Here is a 25475-nt window from a genome sequence, read left to right as displayed (position 1 = left end):
TGCAAGAAATGTCGGATATCGGACGGGACAGGCGCGGTGCCTGGCGCGCGGCACTGGCGTGCATGGTGACCTTGGCCGTTGCCATGGGCCTGGGGCGCTTTGCCTTCACGCCCATGCTGCCGATCATGTTGCACGAGGGAAAGCTCCAGCTCGAGGCGGGCGGCGTGCTGGCTTCGCTCAATTACCTTGGTTACTTTCTGGGCGCGGTCAGTTGCGCGGCCATCGGCATCCAGGCCAAGACCATGGTGCGCGGCGGCCTGGTGGCCACGGCCGCGCTGCTGGTGGGCATGGGGGTGCTCCACAGCTTCACGAGCTGGGGCATCCTGCGCACCGCGGCCGGCGTGATGAGCGCCTGGGTCTTCGTCTTTGCGTCCGGCTGGGGCCTGCGGCGGCTCGCCGAGACCCATTCCCCGGCGCTGGCCGGCGTGATCTACACCGGCCCCGGCATCGGCATCGCGATGACCGGCCTGCTCGGCGGCGCCCTGGGGCGCTGGGGTTCCGAGGCGGGATGGATCGGCCTGGGCCTGCTGGCGGTGGTGCTGGTGGCGCTGATCTGGCGCGTGTTCGACGATGGCGAACTGCCCTCGGGGCAAGGCTCCGCGGGCGCGCCTTCCGCCCAGGCCGGTGCGGCCGCGTCGCCTTCCGCGCGCAGCGACGCCGTCTGGCTGGTCGCGCTCTATGGGCTGGCCGGCTTCGGCTACATCATCACCGCCACCTTCCTGCCGGTGATTGCGCGCCAGGCACTGCCGGGCTCGCCATGGCCCGACTTCTTCTGGCCGCTGTTCGGGCTGGCGATCATCCCCGGCGCGCTGATCGGCGCCCGCGCGCCCGTGCACTGGGACAACCGGTTGCTGCTGGCCGCGGCCTATGCGCTGCAGGCGCTGGGCGTGGTGCTGTCGGTGGCCTGGCCCACCATCACCGGCTTTGCGCTCGGCAGCCTGCTGCTGGGCATGCCTTTCACGGCCATCACCCTTTTTGCGATGCGGGATGCGCGCCGGCTGCGCGGCAATGCCGCGGCCGGGCTGATCGGCTATGCGACCGCTTCCTATGGGGTCGGGCAGATCATCGGCCCGCTGTTTGCGGCGCCGCTGGCCCAGCGGACCGGGTCTTTCGAGCTCCCGCTGCTGGTGGCGGCCGCTGCATTGGCGCTCGGTTCGGTGCTGTTTGCCGTCGTCTGGTCAAAATCCCGGCGCAAAGTGGCGCTTTGAGCAACCCAAGCCACTTCATTTATCACGGGAATAGCATATAATTCGAGGCTCACGACCAAACGGGCGGGTACCAACCGCCCGTTTTTTTTGGTCTATGCAATTTCGATGCGTGACACCCGTGGCGGGCGGGTGGCACGCATAAGCATTTTTACAAGGCAAATTCAAACACGTGGCATTGCAGCAGACAGTGGAACAAACCGTTGCCGGTCTCGGCTACGACCTGGTCGAGATCGAACGCTCGGCCGGGGGATTGCTGCGCGTGACAATTGATTTGCCCTGGACTGCCCCCACATCGGAAGCTGTGGCTGCAGGCATTCCCGAACCCTTCGTGACGGTCGAGGATTGCGAGAAGGTCACGCGCCAGTTGCAGTTTGCGCTCGAGGTCGACGGTGTCGATTACAAGCGGCTCGAGGTTTCCTCGCCGGGTATTGACCGTCCGCTTCGCAATGAGCAGGATTTCGAGCGTTTCGTGGGCGAGGTGATCGACATCACGCTCAAGGCGCCCATGGGTGCCGCGGCGGCGGGGCAGGTGTCTGCCGCCCGCAAGAAGTTTCGCGGCACGCTGGAGCGCGTGGCGGGGGCCGACGGGGCCCCGGGCTGGCAAATCGTCTGGAGCGATGCGCCGGAGCCCAAACCGGGTCAAAAAGTCAGCAAGAAGCGGGCGCCTGCAAAGTTGCATGCGCTGGGTTTCGTGCTGGATGAGCTGCGCGATGCGCGGCTCGCGCCAATTGTGGATTTCAAGGGCCGCAAGGCCAAAACCCAACCGGGTTTTTCGGATATTGACGACGGAACCAACGTTCCGGACTGACTAGAGGAGTGGGTGGCATGAATCGCGAAATGTTGATGTTGGTGGATGCGATCTCGCGCGAGAAGAACGTCGAGCGCGACGTGGTTTTCGGCGCGGTCGAATCCGCGCTGGCGCAAGCCACCAAGAAGCTCCACCAGGGCGACGTGGACATCCGCGTCTCGGTCGACCGCGACAGCGGCGACTACGAAACCTTCCGCCGCTGGCACGTCGTCCCCGACGAAGCCGGCCTGCAGCTGCCCGACCAGGAAATCCTCCTGTTCGAAGCCAAGGAAGAAATGCCCGACATCGAGGTCGGCGAGTACATCGAGGAAGCGGTGGACTCGGTGCCGATCGGCCGCATCGGCGCCATGGCGGCCAAGCAGGTCATCCTGCAGAAGATCCGCGACGCCGAGCGCGAGATGCTGCTCAACGACTTCATGTCGCGCGGCGACAAGATCTTCGTGGGTACCGTCAAGCGCCTGGACAAGGGCGACATCATCGTGGAGGCCGGCCGCGTCGAAGGGCGCCTGCGCCGCAGCGAGATGATCGCCAAGGAAAACCTGCGCAACGGCGACCGCGTGCGGGCCATGATCATGGAGGTCGACCTGACGCTGCGCGGCGCGCCGATCATCCTGTCGCGCTCGGCGCCCGAGTTCATGATCGAGCTGTTCCGCCAGGAAGTGCCCGAGATCGAACAGGGCCTGCTCGAAATCAAGAGCTGCGCCCGCGACCCCGGTTCGCGCGCCAAGATCGCCGTGCTCTCGCACGACAAGCGTGTCGATCCCATCGGCACCTGCGTCGGCGTGCGCGGCACCCGCGTCAATGCCGTGACCAACGAGCTCGCCGGCGAGCGCGTGGACATCGTGCTGTGGAGCGAAGACCCGGCCCAGTTTGTGATCGGCGCCCTGGCTCCGGCCAACGTGTCGTCGATCGTGGTCGATGAAGAAAAGCACGCCATGGACGTGGTGGTCGACGAGGAAAACCTCGCCATCGCGATCGGCCGCGGCGGCCAGAACGTGAGGCTCGCCTCCGATCTGACCGGCTGGAAGATCAACATCATGGACGCCAATGAATCGGCCCAGAAGCAGGCGAGCGAAACCGACGCCAGCCGCAAGCTGTTCATGGAAAAGCTCGACGTCGACGAGGAAATCGCCGACATCCTGATCTCCGAGGGCTTCAACAGCCTCGAGGAAGTCGCCTATGTGCCGATCTCCGAAATGCTGGAGATCGAAGCCTTCGACGAAGACACCATCAACGAGCTTCGTTCGCGCGCCAAGGATGCGCTGTTGACCATGGAAATCGCCAAGGAAGAGGGCGTCGAGACCGTCTCGCAGAATCTGCGCGACCTCGAAGGCCTCGACCCCGAGCTGATTCCCAAGCTGGCCGAGGCGGGTGTGCACACCCGCGACGACCTCGCCGACCTCGCGGTCGATGAACTCACCGAGATCACCGGCCACAGCGCCGATGACGCCAAAGCCCTCATCTTGAAAGCCCGCGAACATTGGTTCGCCGGCCAAGAGTGATGGTCATGGAGGCACGAAACCAATATGTCCAGTACCACTGTCGCCGAGTTCGCGAACGAGCTCAAGAAGACTCCCGAAACCTTGCTTGACCAGCTCAAGAGCGCAGGCGTGCCCAAGGCGGCACCCACCGATGCACTCACCGAGGCTGACAAGCAGCGCCTGCTCGGCTTTCTCAAAGCCAGCCATGGCACCGCCGAGCCCGAGCGCAAGAAGATCACGCTGACGAAGAAGTCGACCAGCGAGATCAAGCAGGCCGACGCCACCGGCCGCGCCCGCACCATCCAGGTCGAGGTGCGCAAGAAGCGCACCTTCATCCAGCGCGACGACGGCCACCCGGCCACGCCCGAAGCGCAACCGGTGGCCGAAGCGCCCGCCGCGGCACCTGCCGCACCCCGCATCGACGAAGCCGAACTGGCCCGCCGCGAGGAAGAGGCGCGCCGCCAGGCCGAGCTGATCCGCCGCCAGGAAGAAGAACTGGCCGAGAAGCGCCGCCTGCGCGAAGAAGCCGAAGCCCGCGAACGCGAACAGGCCGAGAAGGCCGAGCGCGCAGAGCAGGCCGAGCAGGAAGCCGCACGCGCCGCCGCCGAGAAGAAGGCTGCCGCCGAAGCCGCGGCCGCGCCCGCCAAGGAAGCGGCCAAGCCGGCTGCTGCGCCTGTTGCAGCCGCTGCAGCCGCCGCCGAACAGCAGGCCGCCGACACCAAGCTGGCTGCCCAGACCGCCGCCACGCAAGCCAAGGAAGACGCCAAGGCCAAGGCCGCCGCCGAATCGAAGGCCCGTGCCGACGAGGAAGCCGCCCGCGCCAAGGACCTGGACGAGCGCCGCCGCAAGGCCCTGGCCGAAGCCGAAGCCATCCGCGCCATGATGAACGCACCGGCCCGCGTGCTGGTGCCGCACAAGGCGCCCGAGAAGCCGCAGCCCGAAAAGGCCGCGGTCAAGGGCACGCTGCACAAGCCGGCCGCGCCCGCAGCGCGCCCCGGCGCGCCGGCCGCACCGGGTGCTGCCGCAGCCCCTGGCGCCGCCGGTGCCGGCAAGGAAGTCAAGTCGGCCAAGCTCTCGTCGAGCTGGGCGGGCGATCCTGCCAAGAAGAAGGAAATCAAGACCCGCGGCGATGCCAGCGGCGGTGTCGGCCGCGGCAACTGGCGCGGAGGCCCGCGCGGCCGCCGTGGCAGCAATGACCGCGGAGGCCACGAAGAGCATGTGCAGGCCGCACCGGTGGAGGCGCGCATTCTCGAAGTGCACGTGCCCGAAACCATCACGGTGGCCGAGCTCGCGCACAAGATGGCCGTCAAGGCACAGGAAGTCATCAAGCAATTGATGAAGCTGGGCCAGATGGCGACCATCAACCAGTCGCTGGACCAGGACACCGCCATGATCCTGGTGGAGGAAATGGGCCACAACGCGGTCGTTGCCGCGCTGGACGACCCCGAAGCCTTCACCGACGAGGACGTGTCGGCGCAAACCGCCGAAGCCCTGCCGCGCGCACCGGTCGTGACCGTCATGGGCCACGTCGACCACGGCAAGACCTCGCTGCTCGACTACATCCGCCGCGCCAAGGTTGCAGCGGGCGAAGCCGGCGGCATCACGCAGCACATCGGTGCCTACCATGTGCAGACCGAACGCGGCATGGTGTCCTTCCTCGACACCCCGGGCCACGAGGCCTTCACGGCCATGCGTGCCCGTGGTGCGCAGGCCACCGACATCGTCATCCTCGTGGTGGCGGCCGACGACGGCGTCATGCCGCAGACCAAGGAAGCCATCAAGCACGCGAAGGCTGCGGGTGTGCCGATCGTGGTTGCCATCAACAAGATCGACAAGCCCGATGCCAGCCCGGACCGCGTGAAGCAGGAACTGGTGGCCGAAGAGGTGGTGCCCGAAGAGTACGGCGGCGACGTGCCGTTCGTGCCGGTGTCCGCCAAGACGGGCCAGGGCATCGACGACCTGCTCGAGCAGGTGCTGCTGCAGGCCGAAGTGCTGGAACTCAAGGCGCCGGTGGATGCCGCCGCCAAGGGCCTGGTCATCGAAGCGCAGCTCGACAAGGGCCGCGGCCCGGTCGCGACCGTGCTGGTGCAGTCCGGCACGCTCAAGACCGGCGACGTGGTGCTGGCAGGTTCGACCTATGGCCGCGTGCGCGCCATGCTCGACGAAGACGGCAGGACCATCAAGTCGGCCGGCCCGTCGATCCCGGTCGAGATCCAGGGCCTGACCGAAGTGCCCCAGGCGGGCGACGAGTTCATGGTGATGAGCGACGAGCGCCGTGCGCGCGAAATCGCCACCTACCGTGCCGGCAAGTTCCGCAACACCAAGCTGGCGAAGGCCCAGGCCGCGAACCTGCAGAACATGTTCACCGACCTCTCGGCCGGCGAAGTGCAGACGCTGCGCATCATCATCAAGGCCGACGTGCAGGGCTCGCAGGAAGCGCTGGCCCAGTCGCTGCTCAAGCTGGCGACCGACGAGGTCAAGGTGCAGATCGTGTACGCCGGCGTGGGCGGCATCAGCGAAAGCGACATCAACCTGGCGATCGCCTCCAAGGCCATCGTGATCGGCTTCAACGTGCGTGCCGATGCCGGCGCGCGCAAGCTGGCCGAAGGCAACGGCGTGCAGCTGAACTACTACAGCATCATTTACGACGCCGTGGACGAGATCAAGGTCGCGATGTCGGGCATGCTGGCACCGGAGCGCCGCGAGGAAATCATCGGCTCGGCCGAGATCCGCACGGTGTTCGTGGCCTCGAAGATCGGTACGGTCGCGGGTTCCTACATCACCTCGGGCTCGGTCAACCGCAGTGCGCATTTCCGCCTGCTGCGCGACAACGTGGTGATCTATACCGGCGAAGTCGACTCGATCAAGCGCATGAAGGACGACGTCCGCGAAGTGCGCGAAGGCTTCGAGTGCGGTATCAAGCTCAAGAACTACAACGACATCAAAGAGGGCGATCAGCTCGAGTTCTTTGAAATCAAGGAGATCGCCCGTACGCTGTAACAAGCGTTCGATGCGACCGTATCCATGCCCAAGAGAAAAGCCGCCGCCCCCAACCGCGCGTTCAAGGTTGCCGACCAGATCCAGCGCGATCTGACGGAGCTGATCGCGCGCGAGTTGAAGGACCCGCGCGTGGGCATGGTCACGATCCAGGCGGTCGAGGTCACGCCCGACTATGCGCACGCGAAGATCTACTTCAGCATGCTCACGGGCGACGTGACCGAGACCACCGAGGCGCTGAACCAGGCCGCGGGGTTCCTGCGCAACGGCCTGTTCAAGCGCCTGCACATCCACACCGTGCCGACGCTGCACTTCCTGTTCGACCGCACCACCGAGCGTGCGGCCGACATGAATGCGCTCATCGCGCAGGCCGTCGCTTCGCGTTCGAAAGACGACTAGCGATGAATGCGCCACGCACAAGGGTGCAGCGGCGCCCTGTGCATGGGGTGTTGTTGCTCGACAAGCCGCTGGGACTCTCCAGCAACCAGGCCTTGCAGAAGGCCAAGTGGTTGCTGCGCGCCGAAAAAGCGGGCCACACCGGCACGCTCGATCCGCTGGCCACCGGCGTGCTGCCGCTGTGCTTTGGCGCGGCCACCAAGTTCAGCCAGCTGCACCTCGATGCCGACAAGACCTACGAGGCCACGGCACGCCTTGGCATCAAGACCTCCACCGGCGACGCCGAGGGCGAGGTGATTGCCGAGCGCCCGGTGCATGTCACCGCGGAAGACCTGGCCCGCGTCGAAGTGCAGTTCACCGGCCCGATCCGGCAGGTTCCGCCGATGCACAGCGCGCTCAAGAAGGACGGCAAGGCGCTGTACGAGTACGCGCGCGAAGGCATCGAGATCGAGCGCGCGCCGCGCGACGTCATCATTCACAAGCTCGCGCTGACGCAGCTGGACGGCTCCCGCATCCGCATCGTTGCGTGCGTGAGCAAGGGCACCTACATTCGCACGCTGGGCGAGGACATCGGCGAGGCACTGGGCTGCGGCGCGCACCTCACGTCGCTGCGCCGCACGGCCACGGGCGGTTTCGGCGAGACGGAGTGCGTCACGATCGAGGCGCTCGAAGCCATGGCCGAAGAGGAGCGCCTGGCACGCCTGTTGCCTGCCGAAGCACTGGTCGAGGGCCACAGCCGCGTCACGCTCGCCGCCGAAGATGCGGCACGTTTTCTTTCAGGCCTGCGCCGCCGTGGCGGCTGGGCCGATGCCGAAGCGGTGGCCGTGTTCGGCACCGACCCGCAGGCGTTCCTGGGCACCGCCCATGTGAGCGCCGGCGAACTGATCCCGGGGCGCTTGCTGAACCCCATCGAAATCCAGCAAATTCTTTTGAACGCACAACAGACCGAAGCGACACCATGAGTACCAAGCAAATCCGCAATATCGCCATCATTGCCCACGTCGACCATGGCAAGACCACGATGGTCGACCAGCTGCTGCGGCAGTCGGGCACCTTTGCCGAGCACGAGAAAGTGGTCGACACGGTGATGGACAACAACGCCATCGAAAAGGAACGTGGCATCACGATCCTGGCCAAGAACTGCGCCGTGACCTGGGAAGGCACGCACATCAACATCGTCGACACCCCCGGCCACGCGGACTTTGGCGGTGAAGTGGAGCGCGCGCTGTCGATGGTCGACGGCGTGGTGCTGCTGATCGACGCGCAGGAAGGCCCGATGCCGCAGACGCGCTTCGTGACCAAGAAGGCGCTGGCCCTGGGCCTGAAGCCGATCCTGGTCGTGAACAAGGTCGACAAGCCGGGCGCCAACCCCGACAAGGTGGTGAACGCCGCCTTCGACCTGTTCGACAAGCTCGGCGCCACCGACGAACAGCTGGACTTCCCTGTGGTGTACGCCTCGGGCATCAACGGCTGGTCGTCGCTCGAAGAGGGTGCGCCCGGCGAGCAGTGGGGCCCCGACATGTCGGCGCTGTTCAACACCATCCTGAAGCATGTGCCGGCGCAGAAGGGCGATCCGGACGCACCGCTGCAGCTGCAGATCTCGGCGCTCGACTTCTCGACCTTCGTCGGACGCATCGGCGTGGGCCGCATCAGCCAGGGCACGCTCAAGCCCATGATGGACGTGCTGGTGATGGAAGGTCCGGACGGCAAGACCGTCAAGGGCCGCGTCAACCAGGTGCTGACCTTCCAGGGCCTGGACCGCGTGCAGGCCACCGAAGCCGGCCCGGGCGAGATCGTGCTGATCAACGGCATTGCCGACATCGGCATCGGCGTGACCGTGACCGACCCGGCCAACCCGTCGCCGCTGCCCATGCTCAAGGTCGACGAACCGACCCTGACCATGAACTTCTGCGTCAACACCAGCCCGCTGGCCGGCCGCGAAGGCAAGTTCGTCACCAGCCGCCAGATCTGGGACCGCCTGCAGAAGGAACTGCAGCACAACGTGGCGCTGCGCGTGAACGAAACCGACGAGGAAGGCATCTTCGAGGTGATGGGCCGCGGCGAACTGCACCTGACCATCCTGTTGGAAAACATGCGCCGCGAAGGCTATGAAATGGCCGTGTCCAAGCCGCGCGTGGTGTTCCGCACCGTCAACGGCGAGAAGCACGAGCCGATCGAGCTGGTGACGGCCGACATCGAAGAGCAGCACCAGGGCGGCGTGATGCAGGCCCTGGGCGAGCGCAAGGGCGAGCTGGTCAACATGGAACCGGACGGCCGCGGCCGCGTGCGCCTGGAGTACCGCATTCCGGCGCGTGGCCTGATCGGCTTCACCAACGAATTCCTGAACCTGACGCGCGGCTCGGGCCTCATCAGCAACATCTTCGACAGCTACGAGCCGCACAAGGGCGAGATCGGCAGCCGCAAGAACGGCGTGCTGATTTCCATGGACGACGGTGAAATCTTCACCTACGCCCTGGGCAAGCTGGACGACCGCGGCCGCATGTTCGTGAAGGCGAACGATCCGGTGTACGAAGGCATGATCGTGGGCATCCACAGCCGCGACAACGACCTGGTGGTGAACGCCACGCGCACCAAGCAGCTGACCAACTTCCGTGTCTCGGGCAAGGAAGACGCGATCAAGATCACGCCGCCGATCGAACTCACGCTGGAATACGGCGTGGAATTCATCGAGGACGACGAGCTGGTCGAGATCACGCCCAAGAGCGTGCGCCTGCGCAAGCGTTTCCTCAAGGAAAACGAGCGCAAGCGCGCCAGCCGCGAAATGGCGAGCTGATCGCCATCCAGCCGTGCTGCTGCGCCTGACCCACGGCGGGGCCGTGTGGCTGATGGTTGCCGTGACCCTGATGTGGGCCACGGCGGGCGTTGTCACGCGGCACCTGGCGCAGGCCCACAGTTTCGAGATCACCTTCTGGCGCAGCTTCTTCACGATGCTTGCGCTGCTGGTGATCTTGCCGCTTTGGCGGGGCCGGGCGGTGTTCTCGCAGATCCGTTCGGGCGGGCGCGAGCTCTGGATCTCGGGCGTCTGCTGGACCGTGATGTTCACGGCCTTCATGGTGGCGCTCACGCTGGCTTCGACGGCCAGCGTGCTGGTCACGATGTCGCTGGGCCCATTGCTCACTGCGCTGGCCGCGCGCCTCTTCATCGGCCACCGCCTGCCCGTGCGGACCTGGGTGGCCATCGTGGTGGCCGGCCTCGGCATCGCGTGGATGTACGGCACGCAACTGATGCAGGGCGGAGCGGCGGGCGGATCGCTGCTCGGAACGCTGGTGGCGCTGTGCGTGCCGCTCGCGGGCGCCACCAACTGGACGGTGGTCCAGCATGCGCGCGCCAAGGGACATGACATCGACCTGGTTCCCGCGGTGCTGATCGGCGCGGCGCTGAGCGCGCTGCTCACGCTGCCTTTTGCCTTGCCGTTCCAGGCCAATGCGCACGATCTCGGCCTGCTCGCTTTCCTCGGTGTTTTCCAGCTGGCCATTCCCTGCGTGCTGGCGGTCCTGTGCGCGCAGGTGCTCAAGGCGCCCGAGGTGGCGCTGCTCGCGCTGCTCGAGGTGATCTTCGGCATTGCACTGGCCTGGATCGGCGCGGGCGAGGAGCCGGCTGCGAGCGTGCTGACCGGCGGCGCGCTGGTCATCGGTGCGCTGGTTTTCAACGAGCTGCTGGCGCTGCGCGGGCGCCGCGCCACCGTGGCCGACGACGCGCTTCCCACCGCCCACTGAGCCGCTTGCGCGAGCCAAAAAAGAAAAGGCCCCGACATCTGCCGGGCCTTCGAGTTGGAGCGCGATCAGGCGATCACGGAATCAGGGGCGGGCCACCTTCCAGGCGCCGTTCAGGACGCCGTCGCCGGTCTTGTCGCCCGGCTTGCTGTCCTTGGTCCAGTAGTAGAGCGGCCAGCCCTTGTAGGCCCACTGCCTCTTGCCGTCTTCGCGCACGATGATGGTGTAGCCACCCATCGGCTTGGCCGTTTCGGCCACCGGCAGCGGCGGCCAGTTGGCGGCGCACTGGGCGTTGCAGGCGGAGGTGCCTGCACCGGCCGTGTCGCGGGCGAAGGTGTACAGCGTCATGCCATTCGGGCCGACCAGCACGCCATCGGCGGTGCGGGTGGGGGTGTCGGGGGCGCTGGCGGTCTTGTTGGACATGCCGCCGCAGCCGGCGAGCAATGCCGCCGCGAGGATCGAGGCGCTGAGCAATTTCATGCAGTTTCTCCTTCAGTTGAAAAATCGCGAAAACAAGGCAGTGGTTGCGCGACACGGCAGTTTATGCCGGCCTCACGACAAATCGCGGTAGGCGAGCGTCGCGAGTTTCAGCAAAACTTCACGCGGTAGCTTGCCGGCAACGGCATAGCCGAAGCCCTGGTCGATCCAATAGAAGCTGGGCACCGGTCCTTCGGACGCGAAACGGAAGGCTGTTTCGCGCGATGCGGCGGTGCCGGCGGCGGCCTGGCTGTCGAGGGTGCCGATGTAGAGCGTGATGCGTTCGCCGGCGGCGTCCTCGAACATGAACTGGGCGCGCGCGCCGCTTTCCCCGGGCAAGAGGCGGCCGCCGACGAGCGTGTAGCCCATGGCGGTCAGGTCCGGCACCTTGAGCGGCCTGTCCAGGCGCTTGGACAGCCACTGCACGAGGTGCTGCTGCTCGCTGGCAGCCACTTCGACCGGGTGCCTTTTTTCCGGCGCATAGACGGCGTGGGCAATGGAGGCGTCGTGCACGAACTCGCGCATCGCAGGCGCCCTGGCCAACTGAGCCGAAGCGGCGCGCTGCATCGACCACTGGGCATTGCCGAGCCAGCCGGCGGCAAAGGCAACCAGCACGCCGGCCGCCATGCCGCCCCATCGCATCCAATGGCCTCGCCGGGCCTGGCTGCGATCGAGCGCGTTCATCAGGGGCGCGGGCACGGGCTCTACCAGCAGCTCTCCATGCAGCCGGCGCAGTGCGTCGCGCTGGGTGCGCCAGGCCGCCACCCGCGCCGCAAGGGCCGGATCGTGCGCGACGGCGTCCTCGAGCTCGGCGTGGCGTTCCGGTGCCAACTGGCCATCGATGAGCGCATGCAACTCGTCGTCGGTGGGGGGCGGGGCAGGGCGATTCATGATGGAGCGGCAGGTTTCACTTGAGGCGGCGCAGTCCGGGGCGATGCGGCGCAGCGGCGCCATCCATCAGCTCCTGCAGCCGGACGCGGGCGCGCGACAGGCGCGACATCACGGTGCCGGCGGGGATGCCGAGCACCTTGGCCACCTCGGCATAGGAAAGGTCTTCGAGCGTGACGAGCAGCAGCACGGCGCGCTGCTCTTCGGGCAGCTGCATCAGGCAGCGCTGCAGGTCCAGGCCCATGCCGGGGTCGCGGCCCGGATCGGCGGCGCCGTGCAGCTCCTGCACCGCGTCCTCCAGCGGCACCACGCTGTGCGGAGGCGGCGTGCGCCGCAGCTGGCTCGCAAAGATGTTGTGCATGACCGTGAACAGCCAGGCGCGCAGGTCGCTGCCCACCACCCAGAGCCGCCACTTGCTGCAGGCCCGCTCGAGCGTGTCCTGCACCAAGTCGTCGGCCGCCCAGGCGTTGCCCGTGAGCGCGCGCGCATAGCGGCGCAGGCTCGGGATCTGGTCGGCCAGCAGGCGGGCGTCCATGGGGAGCGGGAGCGCGCGAGGATCAGGGCTTGGCGGTTTTCCAGGCGCCGCCGACGCCGTCGCCGGTCTTGTCGCCCGGTTTGCTGTCCTTGGACCAGTAGTAGAGCGGCCAGCCCTTGGCGGCCCATTGCTTCTTGCCGTCGTCGCGCGTGACGATGGTGAAGTCGCCGGCCGGCTTGTCGCTGTCGGTGGCCATGAAGGGCGGCCAGTTGGCCGCGCAGCCGCCGTTGCAGGCCGACTTGCCGCTGCCGGCCGTGTCCTTGTCGAAGGTGTAGAGCGTCATGCCGTTCGGGCCGACCAATGCGCCGTCGGCGGCCTTGGGCTGGGCGAACGAGGGAAGCGCGAGCAGGCCGGAAAGCAGCGCAGCGGCAAGGCCGGCGCAGGAAAGGCGAAGAGGCGGCATGGAAGACTCCTGGAAGTTGGTGGCACCGACGATCCGATGACACCGCACAAACGCCTGCAAGCGGCGTTTTATTCCATGCCGCGCAAAAAAAGAACTAGCGGCTGCGGCTCTTCATCGCGCGCTCGACCTCGCGCTTGCCTTCGCGGTCCTTGATGGTGTCGCGCTTGTCGTGCTCGGCCTTGCCCTTGGCCAGCGCAATTTCGCATTTGACCTTGCCGGCCTTCCAGTGCAGGTTGAGCGGCACCAGCGTGTAGCCCTTTTGTTCGACCTTGCCGACCAGGCGGCGGATCTCTTCCTTGTGCAGCAGCAACTTCTTGGTGCGGATGGAGTCAGGGTTGACGTGGGTCGAAGCGCTCTTGAGCGGGTTGATCTGCAGGCCCACGACGAAGAGCTCGCCGTCGCGGATCACCACGTAGCCGTCAGTCAGCTGGACCTTGCCCTCGCGCAGGGACTTGACCTCCCAGCCTTCGAGGACGATGCCGGCCTCGAAGCGTTCTTCGAAGAAATAGTTGTACGCGGCCTTCTTGTTGTCGGCAATGCGGGAGGAGGTATCTTGTTTCTTGGTGGCCATGGCTCGGAAAGGTGGGGGCGCATGGCTTCAATACAATCCGTCGCGCACGCTGTCCCGATTCTATGAAAACCGTCAACAAGTCCGTCCTCATCTGGTACAGCGCCGAAGAGATGTACGCGCTCGTCACCGACGTGGAGAAATATCCGCAGTTCCTGCCCTGGTGCGACAAGTCCAGGGTCATCGAGGAAGACGAGGCCGGCATGACCGCCGAAGTGGGCCTGGCCTTTGCCGGCCTGCACCAGAGCTTCACCACCCGCAACACCCACGTGCCGGGGCGCGAGGTGCACCTCAAGCTGGTCGATGGACCCTTCTCCAACCTCGACGGCCTCTGGAAGTTTGCGCCCGTGGGCGAGCCCGGCGAGCGCGCCTGCCGCGTCGAGCTGCACATGAGCTACGGCTTCAGCAACTTTGCTTTGCAGGCGCTGGTGGGGCCGGTGTTCGACACCGTGGCCTCCAGCCTGGTCGAAGCCTTCGTCAAGCGCGCCGAGCAGGTCTACGGCACGTCCTGATGATCGAAGTCACGCTCTGCTGCTCGCCCGCGCCGCGCGAGGTGTTCGAGCAGGTGCTGCGGCTCGCGCCCCCAGCTACCGTGGCCGATGCCGTGACGGCCAGCGATCTTTCGCAGCGCTTTCCGCAGCTCGATTGGCGCGAGGCCATGACGCCGGGAATCTGGGGCAGGGAAGTCGGCTGGGAGCAGCCGCTCGAGGACGGCGACCGCGTCGAACTGTGCCGGCCCTTGGCGGTCGATCCGAAGGTGGCGCGCCGCGAGCGCTTCCAGCGCCAGGGTGCGCGCGGCACCGGTCTTTTCGCGAACCGCCGCAAGGGCGGCAAGGCCGGCTACTGAACCGGTGCGGGCTGCTTATTTGCAGTCGCTTTCGATGATCGACTGAAGACGCTTCTGCTCGGCGGCCCGGGCCGCGTCGTCCATGATTTCGCGCTCGCCCTTCGCGTTGATCTTGGCGACGCGGATGCCGCTGTCGAAGGTGGCCTTGCCCTGGCGCGCGCGGTCGCAGTTGTCGGCCTTGGCCTTGGCGTTCTTCTCTGCCTCGGCGGCCTGCTTGGCCTTTTCCTCGGCCTGCGCCTTCTTGGTCTTTTCCTCGAGCTCCTTGTCGACGCCCGCGGGCTTGGGCGCGGCCGCGGCCTTGGGTGCTGCGGCGTCGGGCGCGTCGGCGTCGGCAGCGGCCGGCACCGAGCCGCCTCTGGGCGGCGGAGAACCCGCGCGGCGCAGGATGTTCTTTTCCGGCACGTCCGTCGGCGGCGGCTGGTCGCTGAAGACCTTCTTGCCGCTCTTGTCGATCCATTGCCATTGCGCGCTGGCCGAGAGCGGCAGCAGGCAAACACATCCCAGTACGAGCCAATGCGCGAATTTCATGCGGCGAGTTTAGCCTTCCTTACGTTTTGCAACATGAGAGCGCCCGGCTTTCGTTGCCGGCGAGTTGGGATTTGGCTACGTTTTCGCCGCCTTGCCGGCCCGGCGGGGCTTGGCTGAAGCCCCTGGCAGGGCGGGTAAGTACCGACGGTCGCTACAATCCGTCTTTTGGAGCTTCACCCATGCGCCTTCTCGGCAAAGCGCTCACCTTCGACGACGTGTTGTTGGTGCCAGCGTTCTCCCAGGTCCTGCCCAAGGACACCTCCCTCGCCACCCGTTTCTCCCGCAACATCACGCTGAATCTGCCGCTGGTCTCCGCCGCGATGGATACGGTGACCGAAGCACGCCTCGCGATCGCGATCGCGCAGGAAGGCGGCATCGGCATCGTGCACAAGAACTTCACCGCCGCCGAGCAGGCCGCGCAGGTGGCCAAGGTGAAGCGCTACGAATCGGGCGTGCTGCGCGATCCCGTGGTGATCACCCCCACGCACACCGTGCTGCAGGTCATGCAGCTGTCCGACGAACTCGGCATCTCGGGCTTCCCGGTGCTCGACGGCGGCAAGGTGGTGGGCATCGTGACCGGGCGCGACCTGCGCTTCGAGAACCGCTACGACGTGCCGGTGAGCGAGATCATGACGCCGCGCGACAAGCTCATCACCGTGCCCGACGGCACCACGCTGGCCGAGGCCAAGGCGCTGCTCAACAAGCACAAGCTCGAACGCCTGCTCGTCATCAACAGCGCATGGGAGCTCAAGGGCCTGATCACCGTCAAGGACATCACCAAGCAGACCAGCTTTCCCAACGCCGCACGCGACCCGAGCGGCCGCCTGCGCGTGGGTGCGGCGGTCGGCGTCGGCGCGGGCACCGAGGAGCGCGTCGAAGCGCTCGTGAAGGCTGGCGTCGACGCCATCGTGGTCGACACCGCGCACGGCCACAGCGCCGGCGTGATCGAGCGCGTGCGCTGGGTCAAGAAGAACTATCCGCAGGTCGACGTGATCGGCGGCAACATCGCCACCGGCGATGCGGCCCGCGCGCTGGCCGATGCCGGTGCCGACGCGGTCAAGGTCGGCATCGGCCCCGGATCGATCTGCACCACGCGCATCGTGGCCGGCGTGGGCGTGCCGCAGATCATGGCGGTCGACAGCGTCGCCACCGCGCTGCAGGGCACCGGCATTCCGCTGATTGCGGACGGCGGCATCCGCTATTCGGGCGACATCGCCAAGGCCATTGCCGCGGGCGCAAGCACCGTGATGATGGGCGGCATGTTCGCCGGCACTGAAGAGGCGCCCGGCGAGATCGTGCTGTTCCAGGGCCGCAGCTACAAGAGCTACCGCGGCATGGGCTCCATCGGCGCCATGCAGCAGGGCAGTGCCGACCGCTATTTCCAGGAATCCACCACCGGCAATCCCAACGCCGACAAGCTTGTGCCTGAAGGCATCGAAGGCCGCGTGCCGTACAAGGGCTCGATGGTGTCGATCGTCTACCAGATGTCGGGCGGCTTGCGCGCGAGCATGGGCTACTGCGGCTGCGCCACGATCGAAGAGATGAAGAACAAGGCCGAGTTCGTCGAAATCACCACGGCCGGCATCCGCGAGAGCCACGTGCACGACGTGCAGATCACGAAAGAAGCGCCGAACTACCGCGCTGAATAAGTGATGAGCAGGCCCAATCTGGCCAGACCTTGAAAGTCAGGCCAGATTGGCATTAGAATTCAGGCCAGATTCAAATTTTCTGGCCTAAATGCAATCCATCGGCATCGCTGAAGCCAAGAACAACTTCTCGGCCCTGATCGACCTGGTCGAAAAGGGCGAGGAGGTTCGCATCACCCGCCACGGCAAGGAAGTCGTGCGCATGCTGCCGGTGCGGCGCAAGCCGGTCATCACCGACGAGCAGATCGAGCGCGAACTCGGCCAGATCGACGCACTGCACGCCACCATCCAGCCCGGCCAATCGGTCCGCGCGCTGCTCGACGCAGGGCGCCAATCGTGACAGCCTTCGTCATGGACGCCTCCGTCACCGCCGCCTGGCTCTTGCCCGACCAGGCCAGCGAACACACCCGCAAGCTCTACGCCGCCATCCGCCGCGACGAGGTCGAGCCGCAGGCGCCCAACGCCTGGCAGTGGGAGTGCGCCAACATCCTTGCCAACGGCGTGCGCAGCGGCCGCATTCCGGCGTCCGCGGTCGAAGGGCTGTGGAGCGTGCTCGACGCCATCCGCCACCGCGTCGAGCTGCACGAACTCGCACCCGCGCAGCACAAGGCCGTGCTGGCGGTGGCCATCGATGCCGGCGTGTCGCTCTACGATGCGGGCTACCTCTGGCTCGCGCGCTCGCTCAATCTCCCGCTCGCCACTTTCGACGAGCAACTCATCCAGGCCGCGCCCAAGGCGGGCGTCAAGCTGTTCGACATTTCAACGCTCTGAGTCCCAACGCCCATGCAACACGACAAGATCCTCATCCTCGATTTCGGCTCGCAAGTCACGCAGCTCATCGCGCGCCGCGTGCGCGAGGCGCATGTGCTGAGCGAAGTGCATCCCTGCGACGTCAGCGACGAATGGGTGCGCGAGTACGCGGCCGATGGGCACCTGAAGGGCGTGATCCTCTCGGGCAGCCACGCGAGCGTGTACGAGGAAACCACCGACAAGTGCCCGCAGGCCGTGTTCGATCTCGGCATTCCCGTCCTCGGCATCTGCTACGGCATGCAGACCATGGCGCACCAGCTTGGCGGCAAGGTCGAGGGCGGCCACAAGCGCGAGTTCGGCTTTGCGTCCGTGCGCGCGCATGGCCACACCGCGCTCCTGAAGGACATCGCCGACTTCACCACGCCCGAAGGCCACGGCATGCTCAACGTGTGGATGAGCCATGGCGACAAGGTCACCGAGCTGCCGCCCGGCTTCAAGCTCATGGCCAGCACCGACAGCTGCCCGATCGCCGGCATGGCCGACGAGGCGCGCCGCTACTACGCGCTGCAGTTCCACCCCGAAGTCACGCACACGGTGCAGGGCAAGGCGATCCTCGAGCGCTTCGTGCTCGGCATCTGCGAGGCGAAGCCGGACTGGGTCATGCGCGACCACATCGCCGAGGCCGTGGCGAAGATCCGCGAGCAGGTGGGCGATGAGGAAGTCATCCTCGGCCTCTCGGGCGGCGTCGATTCGAGCGTGGCTGCCGCGCTGATCCATCGCGCCATCGGCGACCAGCTGACCTGCGTGTTCGTCGACCATGGCCTCTTGCGCCTGGACGAGGGCGACATGGTCATGGAGATGTTCGAGGGCAAGCTGCATGCGAAGGTGATCCGCGTCGATGCGAGCGAGCTGTTCCTCGGCAAGCTCGCGGGCGTGAGCGACCCCGAAGCCAAGCGCAAGATCATCGGCGGCGAGTTCGTCACCGTGTTCAAGCAGGAAGCCGCCAAGCTCAAGGCGGGCGACGGGGGACACAAGGGCGCCACCTTCCTCGCGCAGGGCACCATCTACCCCGACGTCATCGAGTCGGGCGGTGCCAAGAGCAAGAAGGCCGTCACCATCAAGAGCCACCACAACGTGGGCGGCCTGCCCGAGCAGCTCGGCCTCAAGCTGCTCGAGCCGCTGCGCGACCTGTTCAAGGACGAGGTGCGCGAACTCGGCGTGGCACTCGGCCTGCCGCCCGAAATGGTGTACCGCCATCCGTTCCCGGGCCCCGGCCTGGGCGTGCGCATCCTCGGCGAAGTGAAGAAGGAATACGCCGATCTGCTGCGCCGCGCCGACGCAATCTTCATCGAGGAGCTGCGCAACTTCAAGGACGAGAGCGGCAAGAGCTGGTACGACCTCACGAGCCAGGCCTTCACCGTGTTCCTGCCGGTGAAGAGCGTGGGCGTGATGGGCGACGGCCGCACCTACGACTACGTGGTCGCGCTGCGCGCCGTGCAGACCAGCGACTTCATGACCGCCGACTGGGCCGAGCTGCCGTACGCGCTGCTCAAGAAGGTGTCGGGGCGCATCATCAATGAAGTGCGCGGGATCAATCGCGTGACCTACGACGTGTCGAGCAAGCCGCCGGCGACGATCGAGTGGGAGTGAAGAACGATGCCGCGTCCGGCCGCTGCCGCGCAGCCTGACACTCTGATCGGAAGAATTCCACCAGCCGCCCTCCCGCGAATGCGGAGGGTCTTCCGACTCAGCGGCTCTTCTCCATCCCGCTAGGACAAAGTTTCGCGCTTGGCGAAGATGCTTGCCACTTCCGCCATGTGCTCGGTTCCCCAGGTGCACAGCGGAACGATCGCTTCGGCCAGGCTGCGGCCGAGCGGGGTCAGCGCGTAGTCCACGCGCGGCGGTACCTCCTTGTAGTCGGTCCGCGCCAGCACGCGATCGGCCTCCAGATCCTTCAGATGCTGGATCAGCACCTTGTCGCTGACGCCTTCGATCAAGCGCTTGAGTTCGCCGTAGCGCCTCGGGCCGTCGCGCAGGAAAAACAGGATCAACGGTTTCCACTTGCCCGAGATGATGCGCAGCGTGGCATCGAGCCCACAGGAGAAGCCGCCGGTACCGCAGGTTGGATGAGAAGAAGGCGTCGTCATTTTTTCATACTTACCAAAAAGTGCATACTTGTCCTTAGGTTATCAGAACTCCATACTTGTTCTCAAGCAGTTCCCTGCTTCCGTGCAACTTCAACTATGGATCCCATGACATGACCAGACTGAATGGAAAGACCGCCGTGATCACCGGCGGCGCCACCGGCATCGGCCGCGCCGCGGCAAAGCGCTTCATCGAGGAGGGCGCCTTCGTCTTCATCTTCGGCCGCCGGCAGGAAGCGCTCGACGCCGCAGTGGCCGAACTCGGGCCCAATGCCCGCGCCGTGAAGGGTTCGGTCTCCGACGAGGCCGACCTCGACCGGCTCTACGCGGCGGTGAAGGCCGAGCGCGGAACCCTCGACATCGTCTTTGCCAATGCCGGGGCGGGAAGCCCGCTTGCGCTCGGCAAGATCACCGCCGAGCACATCGACGAAACCTTCGACACCAATGTGAAGGGCACGGTCTTCACGGTCCAGAAGGCGCTGCCGCTGATGGGCAAGGGCGCATCGATCATCCTGACCGGTTCGAGCGCCGGCACCACGGGTGCCCCGGCCTTCAGCACCTACAGCGCAAGCAAGGCGGCGGTGCGCAACCTCGCGCGGACCTGGGCGGAGGACCTGAAGGGCACCGGCATCCGGGTCAACGTGCTGTCACCCGGGCCCACGGCGACCGAACTCGCGAAGGCGGCGCTGGGCGAGGAGGGCATGAAGGTCTTCGCATCGATGAATCCGCTCCAGCGCATGGCCGATCCGGCGGAGATCGGAGCGGTGGCCGCATTTCTCGCGTCGCAGGACAGCAGCTTCATGACCGCCAGCGAGGTTGCCGCCGACGGCGGCCTGGCGCAAATCTGACGCGAAAACCAAAAAGGAAATCCATGAGCTACGCAATCATCGGCTTCGGCAGCATCGGCCAGGCCCTGGCCAAGGCGTTTGCCCGAAGCGGCATCGAGGTATCCGTTGCAACCACGCGCGACCCGGAAAGCTTTGCATCCGCCGCGGCCGCGATCGGGCCCGAGGTCATTCCCAAAACCCTGGCGGAAGCCGTCAAGGCGGACGTCGTCTTTCTGGCTGTCCGGTTCGAGTCGCACAAGGATGTCGCGAAGGCGCTGCCCAGCTGGCAAGGAAAGACCATCGTCGACGTGACCAATGCCTACGGCGTGTCCCCCGAGGAACTGGGAGGACAGCCTTCTTCCAAGGCCGTCGCGCAGGCCTTCTCTGGTGGACGGCTGGTCAAGGGTTTCAACCATTTGGCGGCCGCGGTCCTTGAACAAGACCCGGCCGTACATGGCGGCAGGAGAGTCGTGTTCCTCGCGAGCGACGATGACGGCGCCGCGGCGGAGATCGGTGCGCTTGCGGAAAACCTCGGTTTCGCGCCGATCAAGCTTGGCGGGCTTTCGGAAGGTGGACTGCTTGTGCAGGCGCGCGGAAATAGCTGGGGTCAGCTGATCTTCAAGGACTTGGTCAAGTTCGATTGATGATGAATCGGGATCGCGAATTTCGGTGCGATCCCGCCTCGTGGGTAAGGGGCGGCCACGATTCGCCGGGAGGCCCCAGCCCCTCAAGCAGGCGCGGCCGTCCCCAGCGCCTCGGCCAGCACCGCAACAAGGCCGCTGCCGGCGCTGCCATCCTCGTCGAGGCGCGGGTTGTAGATGGTGACCTCCATGCCGACGGCCTTTCCGCTCGCCAGGATGAGCCGGAGCGCGGTCGACAGTTCGTCCCATGACAGCCCGCCCGGTACGCGGAAATCGACCGCCGGCATGAGGGCATCGTCGAGGCAATCGGCGTCCAGGTGGATGAAGAAGCCGTCGAGCTCGGGCCGCGTCAGGTGGTCGATGGCCGCACGGGTTGCGGCTTCGACACCCAGGCGGCGGATGGTGGGGAGATCGCAGGCCATGAGCTCCGCCGGCAAAGGCTGGCTGCCGAATTGGGCCTGGTCTTCGTGGTCGCGGAACGCGAAGGCGACGGTGTCCTCGGGCCGCACCAGCGGACGGTGGCCTTCCAGGTTGGTCAGCAGCGCCGGCCCGTGGCCGGTGACGAAGGCCAGGTCCATGGACGCACCCTCGCCGTTGGGTTCGGCCTCGGGCTGGAAGAAATCGGCGTTGCCGTCGATGAAGAACAGGCCGTAGCGGCCGCGCCGGCGCAGCGCGAGCATCGAACCCAGCACGATCGTGCAGTCGCCGCCGAGCACCATCGGGAATTCGCCCGCGTCCAGCACCTTCTCCACGGCATCGGCGAGCGTGGGCGACCACGACGCGATCGCATCGGCATTCAGCACCAGGGTGGATGGATCGGGCTTCGGGTCTTTCGGCGGAACGGCCAGCCGCCCGGCACGGCGCGCATGGATGCGGTCTGCGAGTCCCAGTTCCAGCAGCCGGCCGGGCAGGCGCTCCACGCCGTCGGTCGACAGGCCGAGCGTGGAGGGCGCTTCAAGGATGGCATAGCGTCGGGTCGGCATCAGGTGCTCCACGGCAAGACGGGTTCTTTCATTGGACGCCTCGCATTTCGTGAAGTGGACGAAGGGCCGGCGGCGCGAGGTGCCGCTGCAAAAAGTTCTGCACGGCCGCAGCCACCTCGCCAGGGTGCGTCTCGAGAAGCCAGTGGCCGCCGTCGAAGTATTCGATCGCGGCATCCGGCAGGTCCTGGCGAAAGGCCTCCGCCTGCGCTGGCCGGTAGTACTGATCGCACCGTCCCCAGAGGATCAGGGTCGGAAGGCGAGAGCGGCGCAGGTACGCCTGGATCGCAGGATAGAACGCGACGTTGCTCCCATAGTCGCGATGAAGATCGAGCAGCGCATCGGCCACGCCCGGCCGCTGGACGTGGTCGCATGCCAGGCGGATGACCGCGGGATCGATGCGCTCGGCGATGTGGGCGGGAAGCTGTTCGACGAACTCGCTGCGGATGCCGTCTTCATTGAGAAGCGAAGCACGCATCCTCTCGCGGTTGGCATCCGAGGGATCACGCCAATAGGCTTCGGCGGACGACCATGCATCGGTACGGCCCGCATCGAAATAAGCCTCGCTGTTCTGGATGACGAGAGCCGCCGGCCGCAGGGCCGCGCTTGCGAGCAGCCGGAATCCGGTTTGCGCTCCATAGTCGTGAAGGTAAAGGGCGCGAGGCTCGATGCCCATGGCCCGGACAAAGCCTTCGATCACCTCGGCAAGATGAGCGAAGGTGTAGGCGAAATGGCGGTGGTCGGGGACGGCGCTGAATCCAAAGCCCGGCAAGTCGGGTGCGACGAGCCGCCATCGATCGGCCAGCGTCCACAAGAGATGGCGGAACTGCACGGACGACGACGGAAACCCATGGAGCAGAAGAAGCGCCGGCGCATCCGGCGGCCCCGCTTCGCGGTAGAAGATCTGCGTGCCGCCGACGCTGATGTATCGGTGCCTTGGCGAAGACATGGCGCCATGTTCCACCTCCTGCTGACCGCAGCCAAGCCCTTGACCCTGCGGACGTTGGGGACCTGCTGATGAGTCCCGGCAGGGCCATCAGGGCCCGATGGCGCGCGCCTCGGCCAGATACCGGTCGTTGTCGAACACGCCGGGCCGATCCCCCGCGAAGCGCCACATCTGCCTCTTCGTGTGCAGCAGATTGCCGAGGTACACATGCAATGCGCCCGAACGCGCCGTGCCCGGGTTCGCCACCGCATGCACGGTATCGGGAGGCAGGTGAACCACCTCGGGTGCGATGGCTTCGCGCCGCTCCGGCACCTGCAGCCGGCCGTCGGACAGCGGGTAGATCAAGTTTGTCTCTCTGCCCCGGTAGATGCCGATGAGGGCATCCATCAAGTGGTTGTGAGGCGGGTACTGCAGGCCCGGCGTGAGGGTGATGTGATAGATCGTCAGCGTGTCGTTCGCGCACAGCAGGACTTCATCGTCGCTTGCCTCGTGGACCAGCTCGCCGAGCGAATGGAAGCGGGCGGTGATGTCGCGCAGCACCGCGGCGACGCGATCGAAGCGATCGGCCTTTGCGGCGGCGTCGACGATCTCGTCGATCGCGGTTTGAAGGGTCGAGCTGATGGGAAAGGGCGAAATCATCTTGAATCGGCGGAACTGGGGCAGGATAGATCAGGTGCGTGGGTTCGGTCCAGGGGCGAACGCTGCATCAGCTGCCCGGTGCACCGGCGCCGCGTTCGCGCATCCAACGCCAAAGCGTCGAGCGGCTCACGCCGAGTTGCCGGGCCGCGGCCTGGCGGTTGCCGCCTTGCGCCTGCAGCGCCGCGGCCACGCGTGCAGCGCTCAGCCCAGTGTCGCCGGCCACCTCGCTTGCGGTGGCATCGGCGAAAAGCTCCGGCAGATCGTGCCGCAGTTCGTCGTAGCGGACGTTTTCGAGGCGGTCGAACTGCATGAGGAACACAGCGATGCGCTCGCCGAGGTTTTCCAGCTCGCGGATGTTGCCGGGCCAGTCGTAGGCGCGCAGACGTGGCAGCAGCGGCGCCAGCGCGCGCGCCGGGTCCAGGCGCGTGCCCAGGCGCTGCAGGCAGCGCCCGACCTGCGCTTCGGCCAGCGGCGCGATGTCTTCGCGGCGCTCGCGCAAGGGCGGCAGCGGCAGGCGCAGCGTGTTGAGGCGGTAGAACAGGTCTTGCCGGAAACGGCGCTCGGCAATCATGTCGTTCAGCGGCTGGTGCGTGGCGGCGATCACGCGCACATCGACCGGGATGGCGGCCGTGGCGCCGAGCCGCGTGATCTCGCGCTCCTGCAGCACGCGCAGCAGTCGCGTCTGCAGCTGCAGCGGCATGTCGCCGATCTCGTCGAGAAAGAGGGTGCCCGTGTGCGCCGCCTCGAACAGGCCGCGCTTGCCGCCGCGGCGTGAGCCGGTGAAGGCGCCTTCCTCGTAGCCGAACAGCTCGCTTTCCAGCAGGGCTTCCGGAAACGCGGCGCAGTTGACGGCGACGAAGGGCCGCCCCGCGCGCACGCTCTCGTTGTGGATGGACTGCGCAAACAGCTCCTTGCCGACGCCGCTCTCGCCGGCGATCAGCACCGTGAGGTCGGTACGCGCAAAACGCCGTGCGGTCTGCACCGCGCGCACGAAGGCCGGGCTCTGGCCGATGAGGTTGGCGAAGCGGTGGCGCGCCGCGCTCTGGCGCCGGCCCTGCTGGATGCGCAGGCTGGTGTCGGCTTCCTGGATGGTGCGCGCGTCGTAGAGCGTGAGGGCGGCACCGACGATCTCGCCGTGCTCGCGGATCGGCGTGCGGTTGACCACCCAGTCGCGCTGCGCAAAGCGCTGCACCACGGCGCGCTCGACCTGCCCGCTGTCAAGCGTGGGCTGCAGCGACAGCTCGGGTTCGATCGCCTCCAGCGACTGGCCGATGAGCCGCGCGTGCGGCGGGCCGAGCAGCTGCTGCATCGGCGGGTTGACCGCGATCACGCGGTTGTCGCGGTTCACCGCCAGCACGGCCTCCTGCAGGTTGTGCAGCACGCCGTTGAGCTGCTCGTAGCGGCCGGCTTCGAGTCGCGCGACGCGTGCGAGTTCGAGCGCGTCTTCGAAGCCCTTGCGCACGCTGCCCAGCGAATAGGCGAGCAGCCCGTGCAGGCCGGCCTGCTCCGCGAGCTCGACGACCAGGCTGGAGCCGACGATCACCTCGAAGCCCTCGCGCCGCAGCTGCTCGAAGCGCTGGCGCGCGTCGTCGGGCGTCTGGTAGGCGTGCTGCACCACCTCGATGTTGAGCAGGTCCTTCACTTCGTCGAGTTCGGGGATGGTCTGGCCGTACATGACGACGCCGACGCGGCTGGACATGCGCCGCGCCTTGATGAGCGCCTGCAGCAGGTCGAAGCCGCTCAGCTGGATGGTGGCGACAGGCGCCTGCAGGCCGGCACGCAGGATGCTCGCGTTCGAGCCCGCGCTCACGAAGGCGTCGACGAGGCCGCGCTCCAGCCGGTCGCGCGCGATGGCGAGTGCGTCGCCGAAGGTGCCGTCGACCACCTCGATCTCGGCGCGGCCGGTGTATTCCGCCACCACCGGCATCGCGAATCCGCGGATCTGCCGGTAGCTCAGGAAGCACAGGCGTGGCAGCTCGCCGCTGCGTACGGGAGCCGGGAAGAAGGGGGAGGAGGGGCGATCGCCGGGCAT

General features: G+C 66.6%; 27 protein-coding genes. 16 read left to right on the top strand and 11 right to left on the bottom strand.

Annotation, left to right across the window (positions count from 1 at the left end):
• The first annotated feature begins 8 nt into the window (after window positions 1–8).
• From VPA02S_RS29430 to VPA02S_RS29395, 8 genes are all read left to right on the top strand, one after another.
• Window positions 9–1208 (top strand): YbfB/YjiJ family MFS transporter, encoded by a 1200-nt coding sequence (locus tag VPA02S_RS29430; RefSeq protein WP_062366983.1) that lies wholly within the window; start codon window positions 9–11, stop codon window positions 1206–1208.
• A gap of 169 nt (window positions 1209–1377) precedes the next feature.
• A complete protein-coding gene (rimP, locus tag VPA02S_RS29425) occupies window positions 1378–2016 on the top strand; it encodes a ribosome maturation factor RimP (protein ID WP_062366981.1) in 639 nt (212 codons plus the stop codon).
• A gap of 17 nt (window positions 2017–2033) precedes the next feature.
• Entirely contained in the window at window positions 2034–3518 is a 1485-nt protein-coding gene (nusA, locus tag VPA02S_RS29420) for a transcription termination factor NusA (RefSeq protein WP_012747851.1), read from the top strand.
• 24 nt (window positions 3519–3542) lie between these two features.
• A complete protein-coding gene (infB, locus tag VPA02S_RS29415) occupies window positions 3543–6497 on the top strand; it encodes a translation initiation factor IF-2 (RefSeq protein ID WP_062366979.1) in 2955 nt (984 codons plus the stop codon).
• A 24-nt stretch (window positions 6498–6521) separates the two neighbouring features.
• Window positions 6522–6893, top strand: a complete 372-nt coding sequence (gene rbfA, locus VPA02S_RS29410; protein ID WP_012747853.1) for a 30S ribosome-binding factor RbfA — start codon at window positions 6522–6524, stop codon at window positions 6891–6893.
• Window positions 6894–6895: 2 nt separating this feature from the next.
• Complete coding sequence (gene truB, locus VPA02S_RS29405; protein WP_062366977.1) at window positions 6896–7852, top strand: tRNA pseudouridine(55) synthase TruB; 957 nt, start codon at window positions 6896–6898, stop codon at window positions 7850–7852.
• Entirely contained in the window at window positions 7849–9684 is a 1836-nt protein-coding gene (typA, locus tag VPA02S_RS29400; RefSeq protein ID WP_012747855.1) for a translational GTPase TypA, read from the top strand. The genes truB and typA overlap by 4 nt, the downstream gene beginning before the upstream one ends.
• A gap of 19 nt (window positions 9685–9703) precedes the next feature.
• Window positions 9704–10627: a DMT family transporter gene (locus VPA02S_RS29395; RefSeq protein ID WP_026284059.1), complete on the top strand. Its 924-nt coding sequence runs from the start codon at window positions 9704–9706 to the stop codon at window positions 10625–10627.
• A gap of 81 nt (window positions 10628–10708) precedes the next feature.
• Here the strand turns inward: VPA02S_RS29395 and VPA02S_RS29390 are convergent, their stop codons facing one another.
• The 5 genes from VPA02S_RS29390 to smpB all read right to left on the bottom strand — a co-directional run bounded on the left by VPA02S_RS29390 (window position 10709) and on the right by smpB (window position 13498).
• Window positions 10709–11104, bottom strand: a complete 396-nt coding sequence (locus tag VPA02S_RS29390; protein WP_012747857.1) for a COG4315 family predicted lipoprotein — start codon at window positions 11102–11104, stop codon at window positions 10709–10711.
• Window positions 11105–11176: 72 nt separating this feature from the next.
• Entirely contained in the window at window positions 11177–11992 is an 816-nt protein-coding gene (locus tag VPA02S_RS29385) for an anti-sigma factor family protein (RefSeq protein WP_062367158.1), read from the bottom strand.
• A gap of 16 nt (window positions 11993–12008) precedes the next feature.
• Window positions 12009–12524 carry a sigma-70 family RNA polymerase sigma factor gene (locus VPA02S_RS29380; protein ID WP_062366975.1) on the bottom strand — a complete coding sequence of 172 codons (516 nt, stop codon included), beginning with the start codon at window positions 12522–12524 and terminating at the stop codon, window positions 12009–12011.
• 22 nt (window positions 12525–12546) lie between these two features.
• Window positions 12547–12927 carry a COG4315 family predicted lipoprotein gene (locus VPA02S_RS29375; protein ID WP_062366974.1) on the bottom strand — a complete coding sequence of 127 codons (381 nt, stop codon included), beginning with the start codon at window positions 12925–12927 and terminating at the stop codon, window positions 12547–12549.
• Between the two features lie 94 nt (window positions 12928–13021).
• A complete protein-coding gene (smpB, locus tag VPA02S_RS29370) occupies window positions 13022–13498 on the bottom strand; it encodes an SsrA-binding protein SmpB (RefSeq protein WP_012747861.1) in 477 nt (158 codons plus the stop codon).
• A 62-nt stretch (window positions 13499–13560) separates the two neighbouring features.
• On the opposite strand from smpB, the gene VPA02S_RS29365 reads away from it, so the two are divergent.
• Together VPA02S_RS29365 and VPA02S_RS29360 are read left to right on the top strand one after the other, a co-directional pair.
• Window positions 13561–14007, top strand: coding sequence for a type II toxin-antitoxin system RatA family toxin (locus VPA02S_RS29365; RefSeq protein WP_062366972.1), 447 nt, complete (start codon window positions 13561–13563; stop codon window positions 14005–14007).
• Window positions 14007–14342, top strand: a complete 336-nt coding sequence (locus tag VPA02S_RS29360) for an RnfH family protein (RefSeq protein WP_062366970.1) — start codon at window positions 14007–14009, stop codon at window positions 14340–14342. Before VPA02S_RS29365 ends, VPA02S_RS29360 begins: the two co-directional genes overlap by 1 nt.
• A 15-nt stretch (window positions 14343–14357) precedes the next feature.
• On the opposite strand, the gene VPA02S_RS29355 is transcribed toward VPA02S_RS29360, so the two are convergent.
• Window positions 14358–14870 (bottom strand): DUF4124 domain-containing protein, encoded by a 513-nt coding sequence (locus tag VPA02S_RS29355; RefSeq protein ID WP_062366968.1) that lies wholly within the window; start codon window positions 14868–14870, stop codon window positions 14358–14360.
• Between the two features lie 179 nt (window positions 14871–15049).
• On the opposite strand from VPA02S_RS29355, the gene guaB reads away from it, so the two are divergent.
• The 4 genes from guaB to guaA all read left to right on the top strand — a co-directional run bounded on the left by guaB (window position 15050) and on the right by guaA (window position 18916).
• On the top strand, window positions 15050–16519 hold the full coding sequence (guaB, locus tag VPA02S_RS29350; protein ID WP_012747865.1) for an IMP dehydrogenase: 1470 nt from the start codon (window positions 15050–15052) through the stop codon (window positions 16517–16519).
• An 88-nt stretch (window positions 16520–16607) separates the two neighbouring features.
• Window positions 16608–16856, top strand: a complete 249-nt coding sequence (locus VPA02S_RS29345; RefSeq protein ID WP_062366967.1) for a type II toxin-antitoxin system Phd/YefM family antitoxin — start codon at window positions 16608–16610, stop codon at window positions 16854–16856.
• 11 nt (window positions 16857–16867) lie between these two features.
• On the top strand, window positions 16868–17287 hold the full coding sequence (locus VPA02S_RS29340; protein ID WP_062366964.1) for a type II toxin-antitoxin system VapC family toxin: 420 nt from the start codon (window positions 16868–16870) through the stop codon (window positions 17285–17287).
• 12 nt (window positions 17288–17299) lie between these two features.
• Window positions 17300–18916 carry a glutamine-hydrolyzing GMP synthase gene (guaA, locus tag VPA02S_RS29335; protein WP_062366962.1) on the top strand — a complete coding sequence of 539 codons (1617 nt, stop codon included), beginning with the start codon at window positions 17300–17302 and terminating at the stop codon, window positions 18914–18916.
• Between the two features lie 119 nt (window positions 18917–19035).
• Here the strand turns inward: guaA and VPA02S_RS29330 are convergent, their stop codons facing one another.
• A complete protein-coding gene (locus VPA02S_RS29330) occupies window positions 19036–19413 on the bottom strand; it encodes a winged helix-turn-helix transcriptional regulator (protein ID WP_012747869.1) in 378 nt (125 codons plus the stop codon).
• Between the two features lie 110 nt (window positions 19414–19523).
• On the opposite strand from VPA02S_RS29330, the gene VPA02S_RS29325 reads away from it, so the two are divergent.
• Window positions 19524–20258: an SDR family NAD(P)-dependent oxidoreductase gene (locus VPA02S_RS29325; protein ID WP_062366960.1), complete on the top strand. Its 735-nt coding sequence runs from the start codon at window positions 19524–19526 to the stop codon at window positions 20256–20258.
• A 23-nt stretch (window positions 20259–20281) separates the two neighbouring features.
• Window positions 20282–20881, top strand: a complete 600-nt coding sequence (locus tag VPA02S_RS29320; RefSeq protein ID WP_062366958.1) for an NADPH-dependent F420 reductase — start codon at window positions 20282–20284, stop codon at window positions 20879–20881.
• Window positions 20882–20964: 83 nt separating this feature from the next.
• Here VPA02S_RS29320 and VPA02S_RS29315 read toward each other — a convergent pair whose 3' ends face one another.
• The 4 genes from VPA02S_RS29315 to prpR form a co-directional block, all read right to left on the bottom strand.
• A complete protein-coding gene (locus VPA02S_RS29315; protein WP_062367156.1) occupies window positions 20965–21861 on the bottom strand; it encodes an arginase family protein in 897 nt (298 codons plus the stop codon).
• Between the two features lie 28 nt (window positions 21862–21889).
• On the bottom strand, window positions 21890–22807 hold the full coding sequence (locus tag VPA02S_RS29310) for an alpha/beta fold hydrolase (RefSeq protein ID WP_062366956.1): 918 nt from the start codon (window positions 22805–22807) through the stop codon (window positions 21890–21892).
• Window positions 22808–22894: 87 nt separating this feature from the next.
• Window positions 22895–23443, bottom strand: coding sequence for a hypothetical protein (locus VPA02S_RS29305; RefSeq protein ID WP_062366954.1), 549 nt, complete (start codon window positions 23441–23443; stop codon window positions 22895–22897).
• A gap of 67 nt (window positions 23444–23510) precedes the next feature.
• Complete coding sequence (gene prpR / locus VPA02S_RS29300; protein WP_155736635.1) at window positions 23511–25475, bottom strand: propionate catabolism operon regulatory protein PrpR; 1965 nt, start codon at window positions 25473–25475, stop codon at window positions 23511–23513.

Origin of the sequence: Variovorax paradoxus NBRC 15149 (genome assembly GCF_001591365.1) — a bacterium.
Taxonomy (GTDB): domain Bacteria; phylum Pseudomonadota; class Gammaproteobacteria; order Burkholderiales; family Burkholderiaceae_C; genus Variovorax; species Variovorax paradoxus.
This window is presented reverse-complemented; position numbering and strand designations above follow the sequence as displayed.